Origin of the sequence: Mesorhizobium sp. M1066 (assembly GCF_040318635.1) — a bacterium.
In the GTDB taxonomy this organism is placed as follows: Bacteria; Pseudomonadota; Alphaproteobacteria; order Rhizobiales; family Rhizobiaceae; genus Mesorhizobium.
The window spans coordinates 26,732-52,346 of sequence record NZ_JAMYMR010000003.1 but is presented as its reverse complement, the minus strand read 5'-3'; the positions used below and the strand labels follow the sequence as shown (position 1 = coordinate 52,346).

Annotated in this window: 24 protein-coding genes; 8 read left to right on the top strand and 16 right to left on the bottom strand. The window is 62.6% G+C overall.

Going from position 1 to position 25,615, the window contains the following annotated elements:
• The first annotated feature begins 8 nt into the window (after positions 1 to 8).
• The 6 genes from cyoB (at position 9) to mazG (ending at position 6,236) form a co-directional block, all read left to right on the top strand.
• Positions 9 to 2,021: a cytochrome o ubiquinol oxidase subunit I gene (gene cyoB, locus NKH52_RS05905; protein WP_352728744.1), complete on the top strand. Its 2,013-nt coding sequence runs from the start codon at positions 9 to 11 to the stop codon at positions 2,019 to 2,021.
• 5 nt (positions 2,022 to 2,026) lie between these two features.
• Positions 2,027 to 2,653, top strand: coding sequence for a cytochrome o ubiquinol oxidase subunit III (cyoC, locus tag NKH52_RS05900; protein ID WP_023812019.1), 627 nt, complete (start codon positions 2,027 to 2,029; stop codon positions 2,651 to 2,653).
• Positions 2,650 to 3,030: a cytochrome o ubiquinol oxidase subunit IV gene (gene cyoD / locus NKH52_RS05895; RefSeq protein WP_352583183.1), complete on the top strand. Its 381-nt coding sequence runs from the start codon at positions 2,650 to 2,652 to the stop codon at positions 3,028 to 3,030. The genes cyoC and cyoD overlap by 4 nt, the downstream gene beginning before the upstream one ends.
• Before the next feature lie 96 nt (positions 3,031 to 3,126).
• Positions 3,127 to 3,828, top strand: a complete 702-nt coding sequence (locus NKH52_RS05890) for an SURF1 family protein (protein WP_352728855.1) — start codon at positions 3,127 to 3,129, stop codon at positions 3,826 to 3,828.
• 258 nt (positions 3,829 to 4,086) lie between these two features.
• The gene (locus NKH52_RS05885) at positions 4,087 to 5,271 is read left to right on the top strand and encodes an amino acid aminotransferase (protein ID WP_352728746.1); all 1,185 of its coding nucleotides are present in this window, start codon (positions 4,087 to 4,089) and stop codon (positions 5,269 to 5,271) included.
• Positions 5,272 to 5,411: 140 nt separating this feature from the next.
• The gene (gene mazG / locus NKH52_RS05880; RefSeq protein WP_352728748.1) at positions 5,412 to 6,236 is read left to right on the top strand and encodes a nucleoside triphosphate pyrophosphohydrolase; all 825 of its coding nucleotides are present in this window, start codon (positions 5,412 to 5,414) and stop codon (positions 6,234 to 6,236) included.
• Positions 6,237 to 6,242: 6 nt separating this feature from the next.
• Here the strand turns inward: mazG and hflX are convergent, their stop codons facing one another.
• From hflX to dusB, 8 genes are all read right to left on the bottom strand, one after another.
• Positions 6,243 to 7,634: a GTPase HflX gene (gene hflX / locus NKH52_RS05875; protein ID WP_352552042.1), complete on the bottom strand. Its 1,392-nt coding sequence runs from the start codon at positions 7,632 to 7,634 to the stop codon at positions 6,243 to 6,245.
• Positions 7,635 to 7,880 (bottom strand): RNA chaperone Hfq, encoded by a 246-nt coding sequence (gene hfq, locus NKH52_RS05870; protein WP_006202172.1) that lies wholly within the window; start codon positions 7,878 to 7,880, stop codon positions 7,635 to 7,637. It abuts the gene before it with no gap.
• A 145-nt stretch (positions 7,881 to 8,025) separates the two neighbouring features.
• Positions 8,026 to 8,889, bottom strand: coding sequence for a D-amino-acid transaminase (locus NKH52_RS05865; RefSeq protein WP_352728750.1), 864 nt, complete (start codon positions 8,887 to 8,889; stop codon positions 8,026 to 8,028).
• 98 nt (positions 8,890 to 8,987) lie between these two features.
• Complete coding sequence (gene ntrX / locus NKH52_RS05860; protein ID WP_023812026.1) at positions 8,988 to 10,349, bottom strand: nitrogen assimilation response regulator NtrX; 1,362 nt, start codon at positions 10,347 to 10,349, stop codon at positions 8,988 to 8,990.
• The gene (locus tag NKH52_RS05855) at positions 10,339 to 12,624 is read right to left on the bottom strand and encodes a sensor histidine kinase NtrY-like (RefSeq protein WP_352728752.1); all 2,286 of its coding nucleotides are present in this window, start codon (positions 12,622 to 12,624) and stop codon (positions 10,339 to 10,341) included. The genes ntrX and NKH52_RS05855 overlap by 11 nt, the downstream gene beginning before the upstream one ends.
• Positions 12,625 to 12,753: 129 nt before the next feature.
• Positions 12,754 to 14,214, bottom strand: coding sequence for a nitrogen regulation protein NR(I) (gene ntrC / locus NKH52_RS05850; protein WP_023812028.1), 1,461 nt, complete (start codon positions 14,212 to 14,214; stop codon positions 12,754 to 12,756).
• A complete protein-coding gene (locus NKH52_RS05845) occupies positions 14,211 to 15,353 on the bottom strand; it encodes a two-component system sensor histidine kinase NtrB (RefSeq protein ID WP_352728754.1) in 1,143 nt (380 codons plus the stop codon). The genes ntrC and NKH52_RS05845 overlap by 4 nt, the downstream gene beginning before the upstream one ends.
• Positions 15,350 to 16,378 carry a tRNA dihydrouridine synthase DusB gene (gene dusB, locus NKH52_RS05840; RefSeq protein ID WP_502908012.1) on the bottom strand — a complete coding sequence of 343 codons (1,029 nt, stop codon included), beginning with the start codon at positions 16,376 to 16,378 and terminating at the stop codon, positions 15,350 to 15,352. Before dusB ends, NKH52_RS05845 begins: the two co-directional genes overlap by 4 nt.
• Positions 16,379 to 16,639: 261 nt before the next feature.
• On the opposite strand from dusB, the gene NKH52_RS05835 reads away from it, so the two are divergent.
• On the top strand, positions 16,640 to 17,869 hold the full coding sequence (locus NKH52_RS05835; protein WP_352728758.1) for a bifunctional 2-C-methyl-D-erythritol 4-phosphate cytidylyltransferase/2-C-methyl-D-erythritol 2,4-cyclodiphosphate synthase: 1,230 nt from the start codon (positions 16,640 to 16,642) through the stop codon (positions 17,867 to 17,869).
• Entirely contained in the window at positions 17,866 to 18,348 is a 483-nt protein-coding gene (locus tag NKH52_RS05830) for a CinA family protein (protein WP_352728760.1), read from the top strand. The genes NKH52_RS05835 and NKH52_RS05830 overlap by 4 nt, the downstream gene beginning before the upstream one ends.
• Here the strand turns inward: NKH52_RS05830 and NKH52_RS05825 are convergent.
• From NKH52_RS05825 to NKH52_RS05790, 8 genes are all read right to left on the bottom strand, one after another.
• Positions 18,345 to 18,809, bottom strand: a complete 465-nt coding sequence (locus tag NKH52_RS05825; RefSeq protein WP_352728762.1) for a type II toxin-antitoxin system RatA family toxin — start codon at positions 18,807 to 18,809, stop codon at positions 18,345 to 18,347. The two genes, NKH52_RS05830 and NKH52_RS05825, sit on opposite strands and share 4 nt — an antisense overlap.
• A gap of 12 nt (positions 18,810 to 18,821) precedes the next feature.
• Positions 18,822 to 19,787, bottom strand: a complete 966-nt coding sequence (lipA, locus tag NKH52_RS05820; protein WP_352728764.1) for a lipoyl synthase — start codon at positions 19,785 to 19,787, stop codon at positions 18,822 to 18,824.
• A 137-nt stretch (positions 19,788 to 19,924) separates the two neighbouring features.
• Complete coding sequence (locus tag NKH52_RS05815; protein WP_023812036.1) at positions 19,925 to 20,182, bottom strand: GlsB/YeaQ/YmgE family stress response membrane protein; 258 nt, start codon at positions 20,180 to 20,182, stop codon at positions 19,925 to 19,927.
• Positions 20,183 to 20,271: 89 nt separating this feature from the next.
• Positions 20,272 to 21,717 (bottom strand): dihydrolipoyl dehydrogenase, encoded by a 1,446-nt coding sequence (lpdA, locus tag NKH52_RS05810; RefSeq protein WP_352728766.1) that lies wholly within the window; start codon positions 21,715 to 21,717, stop codon positions 20,272 to 20,274.
• Between the two features lie 12 nt (positions 21,718 to 21,729).
• Positions 21,730 to 22,365: an SGNH/GDSL hydrolase family protein gene (locus tag NKH52_RS05805; protein WP_352728768.1), complete on the bottom strand. Its 636-nt coding sequence runs from the start codon at positions 22,363 to 22,365 to the stop codon at positions 21,730 to 21,732.
• Positions 22,362 to 22,778, bottom strand: coding sequence for a hypothetical protein (locus tag NKH52_RS05800; protein ID WP_352728770.1), 417 nt, complete (start codon positions 22,776 to 22,778; stop codon positions 22,362 to 22,364). The genes NKH52_RS05805 and NKH52_RS05800 overlap by 4 nt, the downstream gene beginning before the upstream one ends.
• Before the next feature lie 13 nt (positions 22,779 to 22,791).
• Positions 22,792 to 24,192 carry a pyruvate dehydrogenase complex dihydrolipoamide acetyltransferase gene (locus NKH52_RS05795; RefSeq protein ID WP_352728772.1) on the bottom strand — a complete coding sequence of 467 codons (1,401 nt, stop codon included), beginning with the start codon at positions 24,190 to 24,192 and terminating at the stop codon, positions 22,792 to 22,794.
• 18 nt (positions 24,193 to 24,210) lie between these two features.
• On the bottom strand, positions 24,211 to 25,611 hold the full coding sequence (locus tag NKH52_RS05790) for a pyruvate dehydrogenase complex E1 component subunit beta (protein ID WP_352728774.1): 1,401 nt from the start codon (positions 25,609 to 25,611) through the stop codon (positions 24,211 to 24,213).
• Positions 25,612 to 25,615: the final 4 nt, after the last annotated feature.

Below are 25,615 nucleotides of genomic sequence, written 5' to 3'. Positions count from 1 at the left end.
CGCAAGACATGTTCGACAATCCTGCTTTTCTCAAGGCGATCTTCGGCCGGCTTACGCTCGAGTCGCTGCCGCTGCACGAACCCATCGTGGTCGCGACCTTCATAGTCGTCGCGCTGGGCGGCGTGGCACTCGTCGGCGCACTGACCTATTTCAAGCTCTGGGGCTATCTGTGGCGCGAATGGTTCACCAGCGTCGACCACAAGCGCATCGGTGTGATGTACATGGTGCTCGGCATCGTCATGCTGCTGCGCGGCTTCAGCGACGCCATCATGATGCGGCTCCAGCAGGCGATGGCCTTCGGCGGTTCGGAAGGCTACCTCAATTCGCATCACTACGACCAGATCTTCACCGCGCACGGCGTGATCATGATCTTCTTCGTGGCGATGCCGCTGGTGACGGGCCTGATGAATTTCGTCGTCCCGCTGCAGATCGGCGCGCGCGACGTGTCGTTTCCGTTCCTCAACAATTTCAGCTTCTGGATGACGGTCGGCGGCGCGGTCATCGTCATGATGTCGCTGTTCGTCGGCGAATTCGCCCGCACCGGCTGGCTTGCCTATCCGCCGCTGTCGGGTATCGGCTACAGTCCCGATGTCGGCGTCGATTATTATATCTGGGCCCTGCAAGTGGCGGGCGTCGGCACGCTGCTGTCGGGCGTGAACCTGGTCTGCACCATCGTCAAGATGCGCGCGCCAGGCATGACCATGATGAGAATGCCGATCTTCACCTGGACCGCGCTCTGCACCAATGTGCTCATCGTCGCCGCCTTCCCGGTGCTGACGGCGGTGCTGGCCCTGCTGGCTCTCGACCGTTATGTCGGCACCAACTTCTTCACGAACGACTTCGGCGGCAATCCGATGATGTACGTGAACCTGATCTGGATCTGGGGCCACCCCGAGGTCTACATCCTGATCCTGCCGGCCTTCGGCATATTTTCCGAAGTGACCTCGGCCTTCTGCGGCAAGCGGCTCTTCGGCTACACATCGATGGTCTATGCAACCATCGTCATCACCATCCTGTCCTACCTGGTCTGGCTGCATCACTTCTTCACCATGGGATCGGGAGCGAGCGTCAACTCGTTCTTCGGCATCACAACGATGATCATTTCGATCCCGACAGGCGCCAAGATATTCAACTGGCTGTTCACCATGTACCGCGGCCGCATCCGCTTCGAACTGCCGATGATGTGGACGGTCGCCTTCATGCTGACCTTCGTGGTCGGCGGCATGACCGGCGTGCTGCTCGCGGTTCCGCCAGCCGACTTCGTGCTCCACAACAGCCTGTTCCTGGTCGCGCATTTCCACAACGTCATCATCGGCGGCGTGCTGTTCGGCCTGTTTGCCGGCATCAGCTACTGGTTCCCCAAGGCATTCGGATTCCGGCTTGATCCGTTCTGGGGAAAGATGTCGTTCTGGTTCTGGGTGGTCGGCTTCTGGTTCGCCTTCATGCCGCTCTACATCCTCGGCTTGATGGGCGTAACGCGCCGGCTGCGCACCTTTGAGGATCCCTCGCTGCAGATCTGGTTCATCATCGCCGCCTTCGGCGCCTTCCTGATCCTGCTTGGCATCCTGTCCTTCCTCATCCAGATCTTCGTCAGCGTGCGCCGGCGCGAGCAGCTTCGCGACGATACCGGCGATCCGTGGGACGGGCGTACGCTCGAATGGGCGACGTCCTCGCCGCCGCCGGCCTACAATTTCGCCTTCACGCCGGTCGTCCACGATCTCGACGCCTGGACGGACATGAAGAATCGCGGCTACCAGCGTCCGTTGACGGGCTTCCGCGACATCCACATGCCGCGCAACACCGGAGCCGGCGTCGTCCTGGCCGGGTTGAGCGTGGTGCTTGCCATGGCGCTCATCTGGTACATTTGGTGGCTGGCGATCGTCAGCTTCGTCGCCCTGATCGGCTACGCCATAGCGCATACTTTCAACTACGACCGGGACTTCCACATTCCGTCCAGTGACGTCACCCGCGTCGAGGACGAGCGGACACGCCTGCTCGCAGCCACCAGCCAGGCGGGATAAGCACCATGGCACACGCCGACACGGTGATCGACGACACGGTCTTCCACCTGGAAGACGACCACGGCCATGCCGAGAGCGGCAGCAGCACCATGCTCGGCTTCTGGATCTATCTGATGAGCGACTGCCTCATCTTCGCGATGCTGTTCGCGGTCTACGGCGTGCTCGGTGGCAATTACGCGGCCGGACCCGCGCCGAAGGACCTGTTCGATCTTCCGCTGGTCGCGCTGAACACCACCATGCTGCTCCTGTCCTCCATCACTTACGGCTTCGCGATGCTGGAGATGGCGAAGGGACGGGTGAAACCCATGCAGGTGTGGCTGGTGATCACTGGCCTGTTCGGCCTCGCCTTTCTCAGCATCGAACTCTACGAATTCGCCCATTTCATCCACGAGGGGGCGACGCCGCAGCGCAGCGGCTTCCTGTCGTCGTTCTTCACGCTGGTCGGAACGCACGGCCTGCACGTCACCTTCGGCCTGATCTGGCTGGTGGTGCTGATGGTGCAGGTCTCCAGGCACGGGCTGATCGCCGCGAACCAGCGGCGCCTGATGTGCCTGAGCATGTTCTGGCACTTCCTCGACGTCATCTGGATCGGCGTCTTCACCTTCGTTTATCTGATGGGAATGTTGCGATGAGCGCCGGCCACCACACAGACACCAGCGACCAGAGCCACGCGCATCACGGCGTCGATCACGGCTCGCTGCGCGGCTATCTGACAGGCTTCGGCCTGTCCGTCGTGCTGACCGCCATTCCCTTCTGGCTGGTCATGACCAACGCGCTCGGCAATCAGATGGCGTCGGCAATTGCCATCATGGCCTTCGCCGTCGTGCAAATCATCGTCCACATGGTGTTCTTTCTGCATATGAACACCAGGTCGGAGAGCGGCTGGACCATGATGGCCCTGATCTTCACCCTCATCCTGGTGGTGATCGCGCTGACGGGCTCACTCTGGGTCATGTACCATCTGAACGTCAACATGATGCCCGGCCATGACATGAGTCAGATACCCTGAGAGAGGGACCTGGCTTTGGACGAACAGGCACGGACGATACCGCATTCGAATACAGGCGACGGCCAAAGGGTTACGCGTTCACCATGGACGCTGTTGGTGCTTTGCCTTTGCGGGGCCATCGGCATCACCGGCTTTTCGGCGCTTGGTGTCTGGCAGCTGGAGCGCCGCGTCTGGAAACTCGACCTGATCGAGCGTGTCGACCAGCGTCTCAAGGCAGTACCTGTGGCCGCCCCGGCGCCTTCGGCCTGGCCAGCGATCAACGCCAGGGATGGCGAGTATCGCCAGCTTGCCGTCACGGGCCGGTTTCTCGGTGATCGCGAGACCCTGGTCCAGGCGGTCACCGATCTCGGCGGGGGCTTCTGGGTAATGTCGCCGTTCCGAGCGGATGATGGCTTCACGATTCTGGTGAACAGGGGCTTCGTGCCGACGGACAAGCGCGATCCGGCAACCCGCCTCGCAGGCAAGCCCTCGGGCGATCACACCGGAATTCACGGCCTGTTGCGCATCAGCGAACCGAAAGGCGGCTTCCTGCGTAGCAACGATCCGGCCGCCAACCGCTGGTATTCGCGCGATGTGCAGGCGATCGCCACGACGCAAGGCCTCGGGCGTGTCGCTCCTTATTTCATCGATGCCGATGCCACGCCCAATCCGGGAGGGTGGCCGGTCGGCGGCCTGACGGTCGTTTCGTTCCACAACAACCATCTGGCCTATGCCCTGACATGGTTCGGGCTGGCCTTGATGGTGCTGGGCGCGATCGCCTATCTGTTGCGGCAGGCTGGGAAATACGGTGGGGCCTGACCACTGGCCCCGGCAAAGCCGAAATTGCGCACGGAAGCGCTCATGCCGGCGCGGACGATGGCGTGGTGGCTCTGTTGATGTTGGCTGGTCATTTTCCCACGCGCATCAATGGGTTCCGCACCGAACCCCGTCCATATCACGGGGAGCGTGCAGGGCAGGCTTCCCGGCACCCCCGTCTCAGGCTGGATCACCTAGCTAAAACCGCTGGCGAAACGCGACCGATTTGCGTATCACTCCGCCGCCATTGGAGCCCTATCGATGTTTGAGACCCTGCAGCCCGCCCCTGCCGACAAGATCCTGGCCCTGATCGGCCTTTATCGTGCCGATCCGCGTCCAGACAAGGTCGATCTCGGTGTCGGCGTCTACAAGGATCGCGACGGCAAGACGCCGGTCATGCGCGCCGTGCGCGAAGCCGAAAAGCGGCTATTGGAGGGTCAGGACACCAAGACCTATCTCGGCCTTGCCGGCGATACCGGCTTCAACACAGTGATGGCCAAGCTCGCTTTCGGTCCGGGCGCCGACATGACGCGCATCCGAGCCGCACAGGCGCCCGGCGGTTCCGGCGCACTGCGGCTGGTGGCGGAACTGCTGAAGCGGACACGCTCGGATGCAACCATCTGGCTGTCGGACCCGACTTGGCCGAACCATATGCCGGTGATGCGCGCCGCCGGCCTGCAGATCCGTGAATATCCCTATTTCGACGCCGCATCGGGCGCCGTTCGCTTCGACGACATGCTGGCGGCCCTGCGGACCGCAAAGAACGGCGACGTCGTGTTGCTGCATGGCTGCTGCCACAACCCGACCGGCGCCAATCTGGATGCGGCACAGTGGGCAGCCGTTACCGATCTGGTCGTCGAGCGCGAGCTGCTGCCCTTCGTCGACATCGCTTATCAGGGCTTTGGCGATGGCCTCGAGGCCGACGCCCTCGGCTTGCGCCTGCTGGCGGCGAAAGTTCCGGAGATGGTGGTGGCGTCGAGCTGCTCGAAGAATTTTGCTGTCTACCGCGACCGCGTCGGCGCGGCGATGATCCTGGCCAGGGATGGCGCACAGGCGGATGTGGCGATGAGCCAGATGCTGTCGGCGGCGCGCGCCATGTATTCGATGCCGCCGGACCATGGTGCGGCGGCCGTGCGCATCGTGCTCGAAGACGCCACCTTGCGCGCCGACTGGGAAGCCGAGCTCGAAGAGATGCGCCTGCGCATGCTCAGGCTACGCGTGCAGTTCGCCGAAGCGCTGCGCCGGCAGTCCAATTCGGACCGCTTCGACTTCGTCGCCAGCCATCGCGGCATGTTCTCCCGCCTTGGCCTCACGGAAGCGCAGGTCGAGCGGCTGCGTGCCGAGAACGGCGTCTACATGGTCGGCGACAGCCGTATCAATGTCGCCGGACTGCCCGAGGACGGCATGGACGAACTCGCCAAGGCGATCGTTTCGGTTCTTGATTGACGCGGCTCGTCTGTGGACAAGGCTTCCGCGCCGGCTGACAGCGTTGGCCGCGCGGCCGGTCGCGGGATAGCATCCGATAGACTGTTTTGACGCAATTCCGGACAGAAAACCGTTTCACACTTTTCCTGGAATAGCTCTAGATGACGCCATCAAAAGACATTTCGCGCCTGATCGAGATCATGGCGGCGCTGCGGGCGCCGAAGACCGGCTGTCCCTGGGATATCGAACAGGATTTCTCGACCATCGCGCCCTACACGATCGAGGAAGCCTATGAGGTGGCGGACGCCATCGCGCGCGGCGACCTTGACGATCTGCGCGACGAGCTCGGCGATCTTCTGCTGCAGGTCGTCTATCACGCACAGATGGCCGAGGAGGTCGGCGAATTCGCCTTCCCTGACGTGGTTCAGGCGATCACCACCAAGATGATCCGACGCCATCCGCATGTCTTCGGCGACGAAGAAGCCCGTAGCGCCGGCATGGCCAAGGGCATGTGGGAAAAGATCAAGGCAGAAGAGAAGGCGGAGAAACGAAGCGCCCGCCTCGCGCGTGGTCTCGATCCCGAAGACAATGGCAAGGGGTTTCTGGACAGCGTGCCGGTCGCCCTGCCCGCACTGACCCGGGCGCTGAAACTACAGGAGAAGGCCGCCCGCGTCGGCTTCGACTGGAGCGAGGCGGCGCCCATCCTCGACAAGATCGAGGAAGAGATCGGCGAACTGCGCGAGGCACTGGCCAAGGGCGACACGGCCTCGATCAAGGACGAGTTCGGCGACATGCTGTTTGCCGTCGTCAATCTCGGACGGCACCTCAAGCTCGATTCGGAAGCAGCACTGAGCGGCACGAACGAAAAATTCCGCTCACGCTTCCATTATGTCGAACAGGCCCTGGAAAAATCCGGCAGCACGCTGGAAAAGGCTGGTCTGGCCGAGATGGAAGCGCTGTGGCAGGAAGCAAAGGCCGCGAAGTAAGTCACATTACCCGTTGTTTTTGCGACGCAATCTGCTTTCGATCTCTTCGCGGGCGCTTTGCGTGGCCTTGAGCGAGATGGTGGCGCTGCCGTCATCATTGTCGCTTCTCGAAACGACATCGCCATTGCGGTAAAGCCAGTCGACAAGGCCGAACTGTGCCGGCTCGATCGTCACCGTCAGGTCTTCGAGCTCGCCCGCCATCCGCGTTTCGATGATCGCCTTCAGCGCATCGATGCCCTCGCCGGTCACAGCCGACACCGCAATCGGCGGCGCCTTGCTGGCATTGGCGCCGTCTGCAAGCAGCCGGGTCCGGTTGCCCTCGTCGAGCCGGTCGATCTTGTTCCACACTTCGATCACGCGCTTGGCGTCGCCGGCGTCGACACCGAGGTCGGCCAGGATGCGCTCGACATCTTCCGCTTGTGCCGCGGTGTCCGGATCGGAAATATCGCGCAGATGAAGCACAAGATCGGCCTCGACCACCTCTTCCAGGGTGGCGCGGAAAGCCGCGATCAGATGCGTCGGCAGGTCCGAAATGAAGCCGACAGTGTCGGAGAGGATGATCGGCGTGCCGTGCGGCAGGCGTACGCGCCGAAGCGTCGGGTCGAGCGTGGCGAACAGCATATCCTGCGCCAGTACATCCGCCCCGGTCAGCCGGTTGAACAGCGTCGACTTGCCGGCGTTGGTATAGCCGACAATCGCCACCACCGGGAACGGCACCTTCCTGCGCTTGGCGCGGTGCAGGTCGCGCGTGCGCCGCACCGTTTCCAGCTCCTGCTTCAGCTTGATGATCTTTTCCTGCAACTGCCGCCGGTCGGATTCGATTTGTGTTTCGCCGGGGCCCCCGAGGAAGCCGGCGCCACCGCGCTGGCGCTCCAGATGGGTCCAACTGCGCACGAGGCGGCCCTTCTGGTAGTTGAGATGGGCGAGCTCGACCTGCAGCGTGCCTTCCTTGGTGCGCGCGCGCTCGCCGAAGATCTCGAGGATCAGCCCGGTGCGGTCCAGCACCTTGGCGTTCAGCTCTTTCTCGAGATTGCGCTGCTGCACCGGGGTCAGCGGATGGTCGACGACGACCACTTCCGCATGTCCCTCTTTGACGATTTCCGCGAACTCCGCAACCTTGCCGCTGCCGAGCAGCGTCGCCGGGCGCGGATCGTTGACGGTCACCACCGCAGTGTGGATCAGATCCAGGTTGATGGCGCGAGCAAGGCCGACGGCCTCGTCGTGACGAGCATCAGCCGAACGCATCAACCGAGGACGATTGGTTTCGTCGTCGTTGCGCTGGTGGCGGGTAAGGACGGGCACAATGACAACAGCCCGGGTCGGGCCCTTGGCTTCCGTCCCGGGATGATGTGTTGGTTTTCCGCGAACGGTGGCGTCCGCGTCTTTCTCACGTGCCAATCAGGCGCCCTGGCTTTCCTCGCCATCGAACATCTGAACCGGCTGGCTCGGCATGATCGTGGAAATGGCGTGCTTGTAGACGAGCTGGGAGTGACCGTCGCGGCGCAGCAGGACACAGAAATTGTCGAACGAAGTGACCACGCCGGTCAGCTTCACGCCGTTGATGAGGAAGATGGTGAGCGGGTTCTTGCTCTTGCGAACTGAATTCAGGAACAGGTCCTGAAGGTTTTGCGATCGTTCCGCCATTGTTCTTGTCTTTCGCCGATCCCCTTCGGTTTGCAAGCCAATGCGCCAAATTAACGGGCGCATGTCAAGCTCGCAAACACCGTCTTGTCGTCAGTAACGACAAGCAGAACGAGATATATTGATGTTCATTCCACCTGTGCGGTTATCAGGCTGGACTTTTTTCCGCAATGTCAAAAAAGGCCTGCCGCAACGAAAGTGTTATTGAGCCGGGGTGCCCATTGGCGACCGTATCGCCGTCGATGGCCACCACCGGCATGGCGATTGTCGTTGCGGAGCTGATGAACGCCTCGCGTGCCGCCTTGGCCTCGGCGACGGAAAAGCCGCGCTCCTCGATCTTCAGGCCAAGCTTGGCCGCCACTTCGAACATGGTCGTGCGGGTGATGCCGCGCAAGATGCCGTGCTCGGCCGGCCTGGTGACCAGGACGCCGTCCCGGGTGATGATCCAGGCATTGGACGAGCCGCCTTCCTTGACGTTGCCTTCACCGTCGACGAACCAGGCTTCCTGCGCGCCAGCTTCCTTGGCCTTCTGCTTGGCCAATACATTGGGCAGCAGCCCGACGGTCTTGATGTCGACCCGGTCCCAGCGGTTTTCGGGCACGGTGATGACCGCGATGCCGGTCTCGGCTCGCTTTGCTCCAGCCGCCGGATCGGCCTTCTTGGCGGTCACCACCAGGGACGGCTTGGTGTCGGCGGAAGGGAAGACGAAGTCGCGGCTGGCAACGCCGCGCGTCACCTGCACGTAGACCAGGCCATTGGCGACATGGTTGCGATTGACCACCTCTCGCAAAATGAGCGGCAGCACGTGAGAGGTGACCGGCCAGGCGATCGACAATTCGGTCAGCGAGCGGTTCAGCCGGGCCAGGTGACGCGGCATATCGACGATGAAACCACGCGCCACCTCGCAGACCTCATAGACACCGTCGGCGAACTGATAGCCACGGTCCTCTATATGGACGGCGGCGTCGGCGTGCGTGACATAGCGCCCGTTGACATAGGCAATGCGCGGCATGGGCAACCTCTAGGATTCTCGGGGCTTTCTTATGCGATTCCACCGCCGCCGTAACCGGCAAATGCTTGGCCCGGGCGCGGCGGCTGGATATGTCGCGCTCAGACGCCCAGCGACTTCAGCTTGCGGTGCAGCGCGGAGCGCTCCATGCCGATGAACTCGGCGGTTTTCGAGATGTTGCCGCCGAACCGATTGATCTGGGCGATCAGATAGTCCTTCTCGAACTGTTCGCGCGCCTCGCGCAGCGGCAGCGCCATGATGTGCTGGTCGGATTGATTCGGCGTTCGCGGCATGACATCGCCGATCTCGGCCGGCAAAAGGTCCGCGGTGATCGGCGCATCGACGTCGTCGCCGCGCGCAAGGATCATCAGGCGCTCGACATTGTTGCGCAGCTGGCGAACGTTGCCCGGCCAGTTGTGCGCCTGCAGCACGGCCAGCGCGTCGTCGCCGATGCGGCGCGGCTTGATGCCGGCCTGGCGGGCGATCTGCTTCATGAAATTGTCGACGAGGTAGGGAATATCCTCGCGCCGCTCGGCCAATCCCGGCACGATGACCGGAACAACCGCCAGACGATGGTAAAGATCCTCGCGAAAACGCCCGTCGGCAATCATCGCTTCGAGGTTCTGCGAGGTCGAGGAGATGATGCGGACATCGACCTTGACCCGCTTGGTTCCCCCTACCCGCTCGAACTGCTGCTCGACCAGCACGCGCAGGATCTTGTTCTGCGTCTCGCGCGGCATGTCGGCCACCTCGTCGATGTAGAGGATACCGCGATGGGCCTCCTCCAGCGCGCCGACCTTGCGCTCGACGCCATTCGATTCGGTGCCGAACAGCTCGATCTCCATGCGCTCGGGCGTGATGTTGGCGGCGCTCAGCGTCACGAAAGGTGCGCTCTTGCGCGCCGACAGCGTGTGGATGGCGCGCGCGGCCAGTTCCTTGCCCGAGCCAGACGGTCCGATGATCATCACGCGGCTGTTGGTCGGCGCGACGCGTTCGATGGTCTGGCGCAACTGGCTCATCGCCGACGACATGCCGATCAGATCGAAGGTTTCGCCGCTGCGCAGCTTGAGGTCGGAAACCTCGCGCCGCAATTTCGAGGTCTCGAGCGCACGTTCGGCAATAAGGATCAGCCTGTCGGCCTTGAACGGTTTTTCGATGAAGTCATAGGCGCCGCGACGGATGGCGGAGACCGCCGTTTCGATGTTGCCGTGGCCGGAAATCATCACCACCGGCAAGGTCGGATGCATGGTCTTGATCTCGTCGAGCAGCGCCAGCCCGTCCAGGCGCGAGCCCTGCAGCCAGATATCGAGGAAAATCAGCCGCGGCGCGCGATCAGCTATAGCAGCGAGCGCGCTGTCAGCATCGAATGCCGTGCGGGTTTCGTGACCTTCGTCGCTCAGTATGCCCGCGACGAGCTCACGGATGTCTTCCTCGTCATCGACGATGAGAATATCAGACGCCATTACCGACCTTTTCAGTTTCTCTTTCGTTTTCCGCCCTGCTTTCGCCGCGCGGAGCCGTTGCGGCCGCAGGCGGCAGGATGATGCTGATCATCGCGCCGCGCCCATCGTGGAAGTCCGCTGGAGCATCGTGTAGTTCCAGCCTGCCGCCATGGTCCTCCACGATCTTCTTGACGATAGCGAGGCCAAGTCCGGTGCCCTTCTCGCGTGTGGTCATGTAGGGCTCGAGCAGCCGTTGGCGATTCTCGCGCGGCAGGCCTTTGCCATTGTCGATGACGTCGATTCGAATCGCACCATTCTGGCGCCCGGCTTGAATCCGGATTATGCCGTGCGAACCGTCCTTCTGTTCCAATCCGTCGATGGCCTCGGCGGCGTTCTTGATCACATTGCCGAAAGCCTGCGCCATCAAGCGGCTGTCGAAAGTGCCCTTGAGCGGCTCCGTGCCGAAGATCCGCTCGAAAGTGATGTCGGCGCGGCTGACCTCGACCAGAAACGAGGCCTCACGCAGCGATTCGCGCAGATCTATCGCCTTCATCTCGGGCTTCGGCATGCGCGCGAACGCCGAGAATTCGTCGACCATACGGCCGATATCCTCAACCTGACGGATGATGGTGTCGGTGCATTGGTCGAAAACCTCGCGGTCCTCGGTAATCACCTTGCCGTAACGGCGCTTGATACGTTCGGCCGAGAGTTGGATCGGCGTCAGCGGGTTCTTGATCTCGTGGGCGATACGCCGCGCCACGTCCGCCCAGGCCGACGAGCGCTGCGCCTGAACCAGGTCGGTGATGTCGTCGACCGTCACCACATAGGATTTTTCCTCCGAGCCGTCGTCGCCGGCCTCGATCGTGATCTGCACGTTGAAGGTCCGCTCGGCACCGGCGCGGTAGAAGGTCACCTGCTCACGATAGACGGGTTTGCCGGACTTGCGGCCGATCTCGAAGACGCGGCCGACATGCGGCAGCACGGCGGAAAGATTCTGCCCAAGGGCTGCGCTGGCCGAAATCGCCAGCATCGCCTCGGCCGAGCGGTTGACGATGGTGACGATGCCGTAGGGATCGACGCCGATGACGCCGGCGGTAACGCCGGCAAGCACAGCTTCCGAGAAGCGGCGCCGTTCGTCGATCAGGTCCTTGGCGGACAGGATCTCGTTGCGCTGCGACTTCAGTTCGAGAAGCATCTTGTTGAAGGTGTCGCCAAGCGAGGCGACATCGCCGTCCGAAGGCCTGACGGGAACCGCGACGTCGAGATTGCCGGTCGCGACCTCGTCGGCGGCGCCGATGAGCTGGCGAATGGGCCGCACCAGACGGTCGGCGACCGCAATGCCGGTCCAGATCGCGGACAGGATGATGATGAGCGTCAACGACAGATAGGGCAGCGCGAAGGCCACCTGAGAGGTACGGCGGTTATCTTCCAGCCCCCGATATTCGTCGGTGTTGGACCTGACGATCTGCCTTGCCTTGATCACTTCGGGATCGACGAGCCGAATGGTGTAGAGGTAGAGTCCTTCGATCTCCCGCAGCTTGACGATGGCGCCCATGATGTTGCGCGTTTTCGGTTCGATCAGCACCGGCTTGCCATCGGTAGCGCTGGCCACCGCGCCTTCCGGCGGCTCGGGCATGGCGAAATCCGTATCGGTCTTGGCGCTCATGACGAAAGAGCCGTCCGGCTTGATCAGCGCCGCATGGGCCAGCGAACGGCCCACGGCTTCCTTGTTCATCAGGTCGAGAAAGCCGGTACGATCAAGGCCGTAGAGCGTGCGCGACGCATCGAGATCATAGGCCATGGACAGCGTCGTGCCCTGGAGGTTGCGGGCATTTTCCTGGACATAGGCGTCGGCGATCGAGAGCGATGAATTGACGATCGTCTTGGTGCGGATCTCGAACCAGCGGTCGAGGCCGATGTCGAGCGTGATCGACGCGATGATGGCCACCATGATGGCGGGAATGGCGGCAACCAGGGCGAACATGGCGACAATGCGCACATGCAGCCGCGAAGCGGCCTTGCCATGCCGGCGCGCCATCAGGATGCGGTGCACCTCACGCCCGACCAGCGCGATAAGAAACAGGACGAAAGCCGCGTTGAGGGCAATCAGCGCCAGCGTCGTCGACTCGTTCGGTGTGATCGGCGTGGCGCCAACGAGGATGGTGAACGAGATCGCCGCCATCATCAGCGCGCCGATGACCGCGATCACGCCTGGCAGCGCAAGCAGCCGGCGCCCGTCACGAGCGCCGGGTTCGCTGAAAAGCGGTTGGTTTGTTGTCGGTGCCTGCGGAGCCATGTCGCCGTCTAGAGCCATGATTGCGTCGGATGTATGCAACGCATTGTGGCGATTATGCAACAAGTGTGACCGAGACGGAAATCTTTCGCGAGCCGATCCCCTGAAAAGAGCGCGGGCTCAGATCAAGGCTCAGCCCTGCCGCGATGATTTGTAGACGTTGACGCCGAGCTCGCGAATCTTCTTGCGCAGCGTGTTGCGGTTCAAGCCCAGCAGTTCCGCGGCCTTGATCTGGTTGCCGCGGGTTGCCGTCATCGAGGCCAGGACAAGCGGAAACTCGACCTCGGACAGGATGCGCTGGTAAAGCCCCGCTGGCGGCAAGTCGCCGGCAAAGGAAGCGAAATAGCGCTGCAGGAAGTGCTCGACCGCCTGACCGATCGACAAATCGTCGGGAATGAGATTGCCGCCACCCGGCACCACCGGACGTTCGCCGGTCTTCAGCTCGGCCTCGATGATTTCGGCGGAAATCTCGTCCTGCGAATAGAGCGCGGCGAGCCTGCGAACGAGGTTTTCCAGTTCGCGCACATTGCCCGGCCAAGGATAGCGCTTCATCAGTTCGATGCCGCCGGACGAGATGCGCTTGGTCTGCAGGCCTTCCATCTCGCCGAGCTTGAAGAAGTGGCGGACGAGGTCCGGCACATCCTCGGAGCGCTCACGCAGCGCCGGCAGCCGGAGCGGCACGACGTTGAGGCGATAGAACAGATCCTCGCGAAAAAGCCCTTGGTTGATCAGCGTGCGCAGATCCTTGTTGGTGGCGGCGACGATGCGCACGTCGGTCTTGATCGGCGTGCGTCCGCCAACCGTCGTATATTCACCCTGTTGGAGCACGCGCAGCAGACGCGTCTGCGCCTCCATCGGCATGTCGCCGATTTCGTCGAGGAACAGCGTGCCGCCTTCAGCCTGCTCGAAGCGCCCGGTCGAGCGATTCTGTGCGCCGGTGAAGGCGCCCTTCTCGTGACCGAACAGTTCCGATTCGATCAGGTCGCGCGGGATCGCCGCCATATTGATGGCGACGAAGGGGCCGCCGCGGCGGCGGCCATATTCATGCAGCGCGCGTGCCACCAGCTCCTTGCCGGTGCCAGATTCGCCCGAGATCATCACCGTCAGGTCGGTCTGCATCATGCGCGCCAGCATGCGGTAGATGTCCTGCATGGCGGCCGAGCGGCCGACCAGCGGCATTGCATCGGGCTGCTCTTCCGGCCGCGCGTCGATCTTCGGCCGACGCGGCTCGGAAAGCGCCCGGTTGACGATGTTGAGCAGTTCGGTCAGGTCGAACGGCTTAGGCAGATATTCGTAAGCGCCGGTTTCGGAGGCGCGGATCGCCGTCATGAACGTGTTCTGGGCGCTCATGACGATGACCGGCAGCTCCGGCCTCGCCTTCTTGATGCGCGGCAGCATGTCGAAGGCGTTCTCGTCCGGCATGACCACATCGGTGATGACAAGATCGCCCTCGCCCGCCGCCACCCAGCGCCAAAGCGTCGAAGCGTTGGAGGTGACGCGCACCTCATGACCGGCGCGCGAAAGCGCCTGGTTGAGGACAGTGCGGATCGCCGCATCGTCGTCGGCGACGAGAATATTGCCGCGAACGGTCATTTGCGGTCTCCTTCACCGTCATCATCGGCGCCGTTTGGCGCTTCTTTCCAGGTCGGCATCAGGATGCGGAACGTGGTGCCACGCGGCGTCGATTCGCATTCGATGATGCCGCCATGCTCGCCGACGATCTTGGCGACCAGCGCCAGCCCCAGCCCCGAGCCGTTCGGCTTGGTGGTGATGAACGGGTCAAACAGGATCGGCAAGATGTCTTCGGAGACGCCGGAGCCGTTGTCGCGCACGCAGAATTCCAGCGGCAGCGATACGCGATCTTGCGTGCCGGGGACGGAAACGCGGATGCCCGGCCGGAAGGCGGTCGACAGCACGATCTCGCCCTGCGGGTCGCTGCCGATCGCCTCGGCGGCGTTCTTGACCAGGTTAAGGAACACCTGGATCAGCTGGTCGCGGTTGGCAAACACCGGAGGCAACGAAGGATCATAGTCCTCCAATATCTTGATTCTCTTGGCAAAACCGTTCTTGGCGATCGCCTTCACATGGTCGAGAACGACATGGATGTTGACGGGGTAGCGGTCGATCGGCCGCTCGTCGGAAAACACCTCCATGCGATCGACCAGCGACACGATGCGGTCGGTCTCGTCGGTGATCAGCCGCGTCAGCGCGCGGTCTTCGTCGGAAGCCGACAGTTCGAGCAACTGGGCAGCGCCGCGGATGCCTGAGAGCGGGTTCTTGATCTCATGGGCAAGCATCGCCGCCAGACCGGTGACCGAACGTGCCGCGCCCCGATGCGTCATCTGCCGGTCGATCTTGTCGGCCATCGAGCGTTCCTGGAACATCACCACCACCGAGCCCGGAAATTCCGGCACCGGCGCGACGTAGAGATCGACGACCTTCTCGATGCCGAGCCGAGGCGACGACACGTCGACCCGATACTCGTTGACCGGGGCCCGGCGCTCGCGCACCTGGTCGACCAGTGTCAGCAGCGGGCTGCCGAAGGGAATAAGTTTTGACAGCGTGTTGCGGGCGAGCATGGTCGCGCTTGAGCGAAAAAAGTCTTCCGCATCGGCGTTGGCGAAGGTGATGAACCCCTCCTCGCTGATCATGATCACCGGGCGACGGATGGTGTTGAGCACGATTTGGGCGGCATCCGCCATTTCAGCGCCCTGGCCGGCGGCGGCGTTCATGCGGCGCTCCGCAGGTCCAAGGGTTGCGGATCGCGCGAAAACACATCGCGCAGCGAGGCAATGACGCGCGCGGGCTCCAGTGCGGTCAGTATGGCCTTTCGGCTGTCGTCGGCGACGCCGTCGGCATGCCGATCAAGATACCAGCCAAGATGCTTGCGCGCCTGGCGCAGGCCGCTTTCGGCACCGTAGAGCGCCAGCATGTCCTCATAGTGGGCCACGATGTAGTCGGCGAGCGCCGTCGAGTCCCGTGGCATGTTTGGCGTCGCCTCGCCGGTCGCCGCGGCCGCAATGCCGCCTGCGATCCAGGGCGCGCCATAATGGGCACGGCCGATCATCACGGCGTCGGCACCCGATTGATCGAGAATGTCGGCCGCTTCCGCCGGCGAAGAGACGTCACCATTGGCGACGACCGGGATGGACACGGCTTCCTTGACGCGGGCGATGGCGCGCCAGTCGGCTTTGCCCTGGTAGAACTGGCAGCGCGTGCGGCCATGCACGGTCACCATGCTGACACCGGCCTGCTCGGCGCGGCGCGCGAGCATCGGCGCGTTGAGCGCGCCTTCGTCCCAGCCGAGCCGCATCTTGACCGTCACCGGCACGTCGACCGCGCCGACCACGGCGTCGATCAGCGACAGTGCGTGGTCGAGATCCAGCATCAATGCCGAACCGGCATAACCGCCTGTGACCTTTTTGGCCGGGCAGCCCATGTTGATGTCGATAATGTCGGCGCCCTCACCCGCGGCGATTCTGGCACCTTCGGCCATGTGCATCGCTTCACGGCCTGCTAGCTGAACCATATGGACGGGCAGGCCGGAGTGGCGTATGCGCAGGTTGAAACCGGCCCTGCCCTTGGCGAGCTCTCCGCTGGCAACCATTTCGGACACGACCAGGCCCGCTCCATGCGCGTGGGCACGCTGCCGGAACGGCTCGTCCGTAATCCCCGACATTGGTGCGAGGAACACGCGATTGCGGATTCTCACACCACCGACATCGAGCGGCCCTGCCAATTTGGTCAAGGCAGGCAATTTGGTCAAGTTAACCATGCACAAAAACCAAGCATCTTCATTCGTTGCACATTCTCTAGCCAGAACCGGCGCAATGTGCAACGCGGAATGACGCCACATTAAGGCGCAATTGGGAAATGCTGGCCTTCGGCTTTAGCCGCGCCGAAAGCGCCGCGCGTCCCTCAGGACGCTCAAAGGACGCTTTGGAATTTCATACTTAGCGCACGATCTTTCCGAAAACCGATTACACTTTTCGGGATCGTGCGCTAGGACCAAACGGGCATGACTGACGCAAGTGAAAATTACGTTCCGGATGCGGATGGCAGGGTCGCGGTGGTGATCGTTGCGGCCGGCCGTGGTGCGCGCGCCGGACAGGCCAACGGACCGAAGCAATATCAACACATTGGCGGCTTTGCCGTCATTGCACACACGCTGGACATTTTTCTGGCCCACCCGCGGACCAGCGAGATCGTCGTCGCCATTCATGCCGATGACCACGAACTGTTCCGGCAGGCGGCGGGCGCCAATGCCGAGCGCGTCACCGCCATCATGGGCGGGGCGACGAGGCAGGAATCCGTCCGGCTCGGCCTGCTTGCCCTTAGAGGCCACGCGCCGGCGCAGGTTCTGATCCACGACGCCGTCCGCCCGTTTGTCGATGCGGACCTGATAGATCGCACCATTGCCGCCATCGGCGAGCGCGAGGGCGCGTTGCCCGCTTTGCCCGTCGCCGACACGCTGAAGCGCGAATCGGCCTCCGGCGTGGTTGGCGAAACCGTATCGCGCAGCGGTCTTCACGCGGCGCAAACGCCACAGGGCTTTCCGTTCTGGCCCATTCTTGCCGCGCACGAGAAAGCCCATCATCTGGGAAGAATGGATTTTACCGACGATGCCGCGATCGCCGAATGGGCGCATATTCCGGTCAAGATCGTTCCGGGCTCGCCCGACAATGTCAAACTCACCTGGGCACGGGATATTGCGATGGCGGACCAGCGGCTTTCCGGCGAACGCGTGCGCTTTCCCGATATCCGTACCGGCAATGGCTACGACGTCCACGCCTTCGAACCGGGAGACCATGTCACTTTGTGTGGCGTCGCCATTGCACACGACAAGAAGCTGTCCGGCCATTCCGACGCCGATGTCGGTCTGCACGCCTTGACCGATGCGCTGCTGGCGACTTGCGGCGCAGGCGACATCGGCACGCATTTTCCGCCATCCGACCCGCAGTGGAAAGGCGCTGCGTCGCGCATATTCGTCGAGCATGCGGCAAGGCTGGTGCGCGCGCGCGGCGGCCGCATCGCCAATGCCGACATCACGCTGATCTGCGAAGCGCCGCGCGTCGGGCCGCATCGCGAGGCCATGACCGCAGCCCTTTCGCAGATGCTGGCGATTACGCCGGATCGCATCTCGATCAAGGCCACAACCAATGAGAAGCTCGGCTTTGTCGGGCGCGAGGAAGGCATTGCGGCGATCGCCACCGCCAGCGTGGTGTTTCCCGGCGAGGTGCCGGAATGACCCACAACGAGTTGGCAAATGCCCTGCTGCAAGCCTGCCAGAGACGCGGCATCATGCTGGCAACGGCGGAAAGCTGCACCGGCGGCATGATCATCGCCGCCTTGACCGACATCGCCGGCTCGTCCACCGTGATCGATCGTGGCTTCATCACCTATTCCAACGAAGCCAAGATGGACATGCTCGGTGTTTCCGCACTCACGCTTGAGGCGCATGGCGCGGTTTCGTGCGAGACTGCGATCGAAATGGCAACAGGCGCGCTTGCCCGTTCGCGCGCCGGGCTGACCCTGGCTGTTACCGGGATCGCCGGGCCTGGCGGCGGTTCGGCGGGAAAACCGGTCGGCCTGGTCTGGTTCGGGGTTGCGCTGGTCGGCCGACCGATTGTCGCCGAGCACCAGCTCTTTGCAGACAAAGGCCGCGATTTCATTCGTCGCGAGACGGTCCGGCAAGCGCTGGAACTGGGCCTGCAAGCACTCGGCTAACCTTGGGCCCGCGGTGCTGCACCGTAGATGACGTCGGCGCGCTTCTCAAAGGCTTCGGCGAACATGCGGAAGGCGCGATCGAACATGGTTCCCATGACCGCGCCCAGAATACGGCTCTTGAACTCGTAGTCGATAAAGAAGCGGACGGCGCAACCGGCGCCGTCGGGTTCGAAACGCCAGACATTGCTCAAATATTTGAACGGCCCGTCGATGTATTTCACGTCGATGGCGTTCTCGGCGGGCTTCAGCAGCACCTGCGTCGTGAAGGTTTCGCGGATGGCCTTGTAGCCGATGCTCATGTCGGCAAGCAGAACAGTGCGCCCGTCACGCTCCTTGCGCGAGCGAACCGTCAGCGCTTCGCAAAGCGGCAGGAATTGCGGATAGGATTCAACATCGGCGACCAAAGCGAACATCTGCTCGGGTGTATGGGATACGCGTCGGGTGGCTTCGAATTTTGGCATGGAACCAGCGAGTTAAGCTGATTTCTTGAGAATCGCTTCCCGTGCCGCGCGCAGCTTGGCGAAATCGTCGCCGGCGTGATGCGATGAACGCGTCAGCGGACTAGACGCCACCAGCAGGAAACCCTTGGTCCGGCCGATCGTCTCAAAGGATTTGAACTCCTCCGGCGTGACGAAGCGGATCACCGGATGGTGCTTCTTCGACGGCTGCAGGTACTGGCCGATGGTCATGAAATCGACATTGGCGGACCGCAGATCGTCCATCAGCTGCAGGATTTCATTCCGTTCCTCGCCCAGCCCCACCATGATGCCGGACTTGGTGAAGATTGACGGATCAAGCTCCTTGACCCGCTGCAACAGCCGGATCGAATGGAAATAGCGGGCGCCCGGACGAACCGTCAGATAGTTCGACGGTACGGTTTCGAGATTGTGGTTGAAGACGTCGGGCTTGGCGGCCACGACGATCTCCAGCGCGCCGTCCTTGCGCAGAAAGTCGGGCGTCAGGATTTCGATCGTCGTCGAAGGCGTCGCGGCCCGGATGGCACGAATGACTTCAGCGAAATGCTGCGCACCGCCATCGGAGAGATCGTCACGGTCCACCGAGGTGATGACCACATGGGTAAGGCCCATCTGCTTGACCGCATGCGCGACGCGGGCCGGTTCATCCGGGTCAAGCGCTGTTGGAATGCCCGTGGCGACGTTGCAGAAGGCGCAGGCGCGGGTGCAGATCTCGCCCATGATCATGAAGGTGGCGTGCTTCTTTTCCCAGCATTCGCCGATGTTGGGGCAGCCGGCCTCTTCGCAGACCGTCACCAGCTTGTGCGATTTGACGATTTCGCGCGTTTCGGCATAGCCCTTCGACACCGGCGCCTTGACGCGGATCCAGTCGGGCTTGCGCAGCACGTCCTGATCAGGCTTGTGCGCCTTTTCCGGATGCCGCAAGCGCGGGGCGTTGGCGATCGTATCGAAGACAGTGACCATCGGGAAACCTGGTTCATTCGCGACGCCAGTCAGGCGTTCGCTGTCATAACGTCATCTAAGACTTTTCAACGCAAAGAAAAAGGCCGCCACGGCGCATGCCGCAACAGCCTTTTTCGCATAGCAACTCTTCAGTGATGCTAACGGCGCACCAGACGCCCGGCCCAGATCAGCAGGCAGGCACCGATAAAGCCGGTGATCAGATAGGCAATCCAGCCGACGCCGAACGGGCCAAAATTGAGAGCCTGCAGAATGGCGTTCAGCACGACCGCGCCGACGATGCCCATAACGATGTTCATGAAGATGCCGGTGTTGCTCTTCATGAACATTTCGGCGAACCAGCCTGCCAGGCCGCCGATGATGATGGCTGCTATCCAGCCGACGCCATTCAGGTGCATATGCCTTCTCCTTGTGGGATACGTGAAAACGCATCCGCAAACGAAGTACCTTGCCGCCGGGTTCCATCTGTAGCAGCGCTTTCAATTTATCACGCGTTGAGCGCGCGGCCATAGGCGTCGAGCACGCTTTCCTTCATCATCTCCGACAGCGTCGGGTGCGGGAAGATGGTGTGCATCAGCTCTTCCTCGGTCGTCTCCAGGTTCATCGCCACGACAAAACCCTGGATCAGTTCGGTCACTTCGGCACCGACCATGTGGGCGCCGAGCAATTGACCGGTCTTCTTGTCGAAGATGGTCTTGATGAAACCCTGATCCTCACCGAGCGCAATCGCCTTGCCATTGGCGGCGAACTGGAAGCGCCCGACCCGGATGTCCTTGCCCTCGGTCTTGGCCTTGGCTTCCGTCAGGCCAACCGAGGCGACCTGCGGATTGCAGTAGGTGCAGCCCGGAATCTTCAGCTTGTCGGTGGCATGCACGCCAGGAAAATCTGCGATCTTCTCGATGCACACGACCCCCTCATGTTCGGCCTTGTGGGCGAGCATCGGCGGGCCGGCGACATCGCCGATGGCGTAGATGCCCGGCACGTTGGTCTTGCCGTAACCATCGATGACGACGCAGCCACGCTCCGTCTTCACGCCAAGCGCCTCAAGTCCGAGGCCCTCGATGTTGCCCTGGACGCCGACGGCCGAGATCATCCGATCGGCGGTGATCTTCTCGACCTTGCCGTCCTTCATCTCGACATGCGCGGTGACCGAGTTGGCACCCTTCTCGACCTTGGTCACCTTGGCTTCGAGGATGATCTTCATGCCTTGCTTCTCGAACTGCTTCTGCGCGAATTTCGAGACTTCGGCATCCTCGACCGGCATCACCGCAGGCAGCAGCTCGACCACCGTCACTTCGGCGCCCATGGTGCGGTAGAAGGAGGCGAATTCGATGCCGATGGCGCCCGACCCCATGACCAGCAGCGACTTCGGCATCTCCTTCGGCACCATGGCTTCAAAATAAGTCCAGATCAGCTTGCCGTCCGGCTCGATGCCGGGCAGCGCGCGCGGCCGGGCGCCGGTCGCCAGGATGATGTGCTTGGCGGTATAGGTGCCCTCGCCCTTGACGCCTTTCGGCACTGGCGGCTGCGGCTCCATCGGCTTCTTGGCCGTCTTCGACACGACGATCTCGCCCGGCTTCGAAAGCTTGGCCTCGCCCCAGATGACGTCGACCTTGTTCTTCTTCATGAGGAAGGCAACGCCGCCATTGAGCCGCAGCGACACCTTGCGCGAGCGGTCGACCACGGCTGAAGTGTCGACGCTGACCTTGCCGTCGAGCTTCAGCCCGTAATCCTTCAGATGATCCGAATAGTGCATGATCTCGGCCGAGCGCAGCAGCGCCTTGGTCGGGATGCAGCCCCAGTTGAGGCAGATGCCGCCGAGATGCTCGCGCTCGACGATCGCCGTCTTGAAGCCAAGCTGCGCGGAACGCACCGCCGTGACATAGCCGCCAGGGCCGGAGCCGATGATGATGACGTCGTAGTTCTCAGCCACGGTTTTTCTCCTTCACAATTCCAGCATGACGCGCACGACGGGTGCCAGCGCCTTGCCGATGTTTCGCGTGTTTTCGGCATCGAGGTGGACACCGTCGAGCGGGGTGGTTCGCGCCACGCTGCGGGCGTCGAAGAAGCCGCAGCCAACCTCATCGGCAAGGGCGGCGTAGAGCGGCGCCAGCCGGGTGGAGGCGTCGTCGCCGCCGGCAAACATCTCCTTGAATTCGGCATTGTCTGTACGGCTGACCACAGGCGGCGAAACGATCAGGATCTGTGGCGCCGGCCAGTCGAACGGATAGTCGTGACCGCGCACGATGTCGATCAGCCGCTGGATGCCCTGCTTGGCCGCGACGGGATTGCCGTGGATCCACGGCTTCATGTCGTTGGCGCCGAGCATGATGACAATCAGGTCGATCGGCGCATGGGTCGTCAGGACGGTTGGTAGCAGTTTTGCACCGTTGCGGTCCGCACCGGCCAGATGATCGTCGAAGGCCGTGGTGCGGCCGTTGAGGCCATCGGCAATCACTTGCACGCTGCCGCCTAACGCTGCCTGCAGCACGCTCGGCCAGCGGTCTTCCAGCGCATGGCGGCCACCTTCGGCATTGTAGCCCCAGGTCAGCGAGTCGCCGTAGCAAAGAACCGTCTTCATGCGCCCACCTGTGCGTTAATCGAGCTGCGCCTCAACCGCCAGCGCACGAACAGCCAGTGAACCAGCACAGTGGCCAGGTTCGGCAAAACCAGGCCGGCGACGATCGGCAGGTCACCTTCCCACTGGCGCTTATCGACCGGCTGAGAGAACGTCCAACCGATCAGGCCGAGCCCGATCAGCACGAACAGGACAATTGCGCAGAGGCCCAGCCAATTGATGATCGACGGTGCGTTCGAAAAAAGCTGCGCGATGAAAAACCCGATCGTCGCGACAATGGTGACAAGCACCGACGTCATGAACACCAGAATGTATTCTTCCTGCGCATGGGTTGCGACCGCCAGCTGTTGAGCAACCAGGCCGCCTGCCAATCCTGACAGGAAAAACGCCATAAGGGAGGTGAAGAAGATCCGCACCGCCCTCTCCGTCCTAGACCAGCATGCCCATCGGATTCTCGATCAGGCGCTTGAAGGCGACCAGCAGTTCGGCACCCAGCGCACCGTCGACGGCGCGATGGTCGGTCGACAGCGTCACCGACATCACGGTGGCGATTTTGATCTCGCCGTTCTTGACCACTGCCCGCTCCTCGCCGGCACCGACCGCCAGGATCGTCGCATGCGGCGGGTTGATGACGGCGGCAAAATCCTTGATGCCGAACATGCCCAGGTTGGACACCGCCGTGGTGCCGCCCTGATACTCTTCCGGCTTCAGCTTGCGGCTGCGCGCGCGGCTGGCCAGATCCTTCATCTCGTTGGAGATGGTGGACAGCGTCTTTTCGTCGGCATGCCGAATGATTGGCGTGATCAGCCCGCCAGGAATCGACACCGCGACGCCGACATCGACATGCTTGTGCTTGACCATGGCGCTTTCGGTCCATGAGGCATTGGCATCCGGCACCGCCTTCAGCGCCATCGCCATCGCCTTGATGACCATGTCGTTGACCGACAGCTTGTAGGCCGGAGCGTCGCCCTTATCGGTCTTCTTCACCGGGGCAGCCGCATTGATCTGCGTGCGCAGCGCCAGCAGCGCATCGAGTTCGCAGTCGAGCGTCAGGTAGAAATGCGGGATGGTGGTCTTGGCCTCGACCAAGCGGCGCGCAATTGTCTTGCGCATGTTGTCATGCGGGACGAGCTCGTAGGAGCCTGCCTCGAACAGTTTCAGCACCTGATCGTCCGACATCGCCTTTACCGGCGCGGCAGCAGCAGCCGGAGCCTTGGCGGCAGGCGCCGCCTGGGCGCCGCCACCGGCAATCGCCGCGTCGACATCCGCCTTGACCACGCGGCCATGCGGACCGGTGCCCGACACGGCAGACACATCGACGCCGGCCTCCTTGGCTATGCGGCGTGCGAGCGGCGAGGCGAAGGTGCGGCCTTCCGGCGATTGGCCGATCTCCCCCCTTGTGGGGGAGATGCCCGGCAGGGCAGAGGGGGGCGTGACAGAATGCGACGCCGGCGGGACAGCGCCCCCCTCTGTCGACTTCGTCGACATCTCCCCCACAGGTGGGGAGATTGGTGGCTTGTCCTGCTTGGCCTCCGCTTTCACCGTCACAGCACCACCATCGCTCTTCGCGGCAGCACCGACATCCTCGCCCTCTCCGGCGAGCACGGCGATCAGCGCATTGACCTTGACGCCTTCGGTGCCGGCGGGAACGACTAGCTTGGCAACCGTGCCCTCATCGACAGCCTCGACTTCCATCGTTGCCTTGTCGGTCTCGATCTCGGCGATGACATCGCCCGGCGAGACCTTGTCGCCTTCCTTGACGAGCCACTTGGACAGATTGCCCTCTTCCATCGTGGGCGACAGGGCCGGCATGGTGATGTTGATTGGCATTTTGTCCTCCCGCCCGATTCAGCGATACGTGACGGCTTTGACCGCCTCGATGACTTCGCCGACATTCGGCAACGCCAGCTTCTCGAGGTTCGCCGCATAAGGCATCGGCACGTCCTTGCCGGCGATGGTGATGACCGGCGCGTCCAGAAAATCGAAGGCGCGCTGCGACACCTGGTTGGCGATATGGTCGCCGACCGAGTTCTGCGGATAACCTTCCTCCACCACCACCAGGCGGTTGGTCTTCTTGACCGAGGCGATGATGGTGTCGAGATCGAGCGGCCGGATCGTGCGCAAGTCGATGATCTCGGCATCGATGCCAAGGCCACGCAGTTCCGCTTCAGCCTTGACCGCATAGGTCATGCCGATGCCGAAGGAGACGATGGTGACATCCTTGCCTGATTTATGGATGCGCGCCTTGCCGATCGGCAACACAAAATCGTCCAGCTTCGGCACGTCGAAGGACTGACCGTAAAGGATTTCATTCTCGAGGAAGATGATCGGGTTCGGATCGCGGATCGCTGCCTTCAGCAAGCCCTTGGCGTCAGCGGCGGTATAGGGCATCACCACTTTCAGGCCCGGAATGTGGCTGTACCAGGCGGCATAGCACTGCGAGTGCTGGGCAGCGACGCGTGCGGCGGCACCGTTCGGTCCACGGAACACGATCGGCGCACCCATCTGGCCGCCGGACATATAGAGCGTCTTGGCGGCCGAGTTGATGATCTGGTCGATCGCCTGCATGGCGAAGTTGAAGGTCATGAACTCGACGATCGGCTTCAGGCCGGCCATCGCCGCACCCACGCCAACGCCGGCAAAGCCATGCTCGGTGATCGGCGTGTCGACGACGCGCCGCGGCCCGAATTCCTGCAGCAGGCCTTGCGTGATCTTGTAGGCGCCCTGGTATTCGGCAACCTCCTCGCCCATGACGAAGACATCGCCGTCGCGGCGCATTTCCTCGGCCATCGCATCGCGCAGCGCTTCGCGCACCGTGGTCGAGACCGTTTCCGTGCCGGCCGGAATGTCCGGATCGGCGGCGATTTCCGTCTTCGGAGCAGCAGCCACCGGCGCAGCCGGCTTTGCGGCCTCCGCCTTATCTTCTGCGGCCGCCGGAGCCTCTGCCTTTGCAGGCGCTTCCGCCTTGGCGGGCGCCGCGGCCTTGCCGATATCCCCGGCACTTTCGCCGTCCTGTAGTAGCACGGCGATCGGTGTGTTGACCTTGACGCCTTCGGTACCGGCGGCGATCAGGATCTTGCCCAGCGTGCCTTCGTCAACAGCTTCGACTTCCATCGTCGCCTTGTCGGTCTCGATCTCGGCGATAACGTCGCCGGCCACGACCTTGTCGCCCTCGTTCTTCAACCACTTGGAAAGATTGCCCTCTTCCATGGTCGGCGAGAGAGCGGGCATGAGAATTTCGATCGGCATGTCC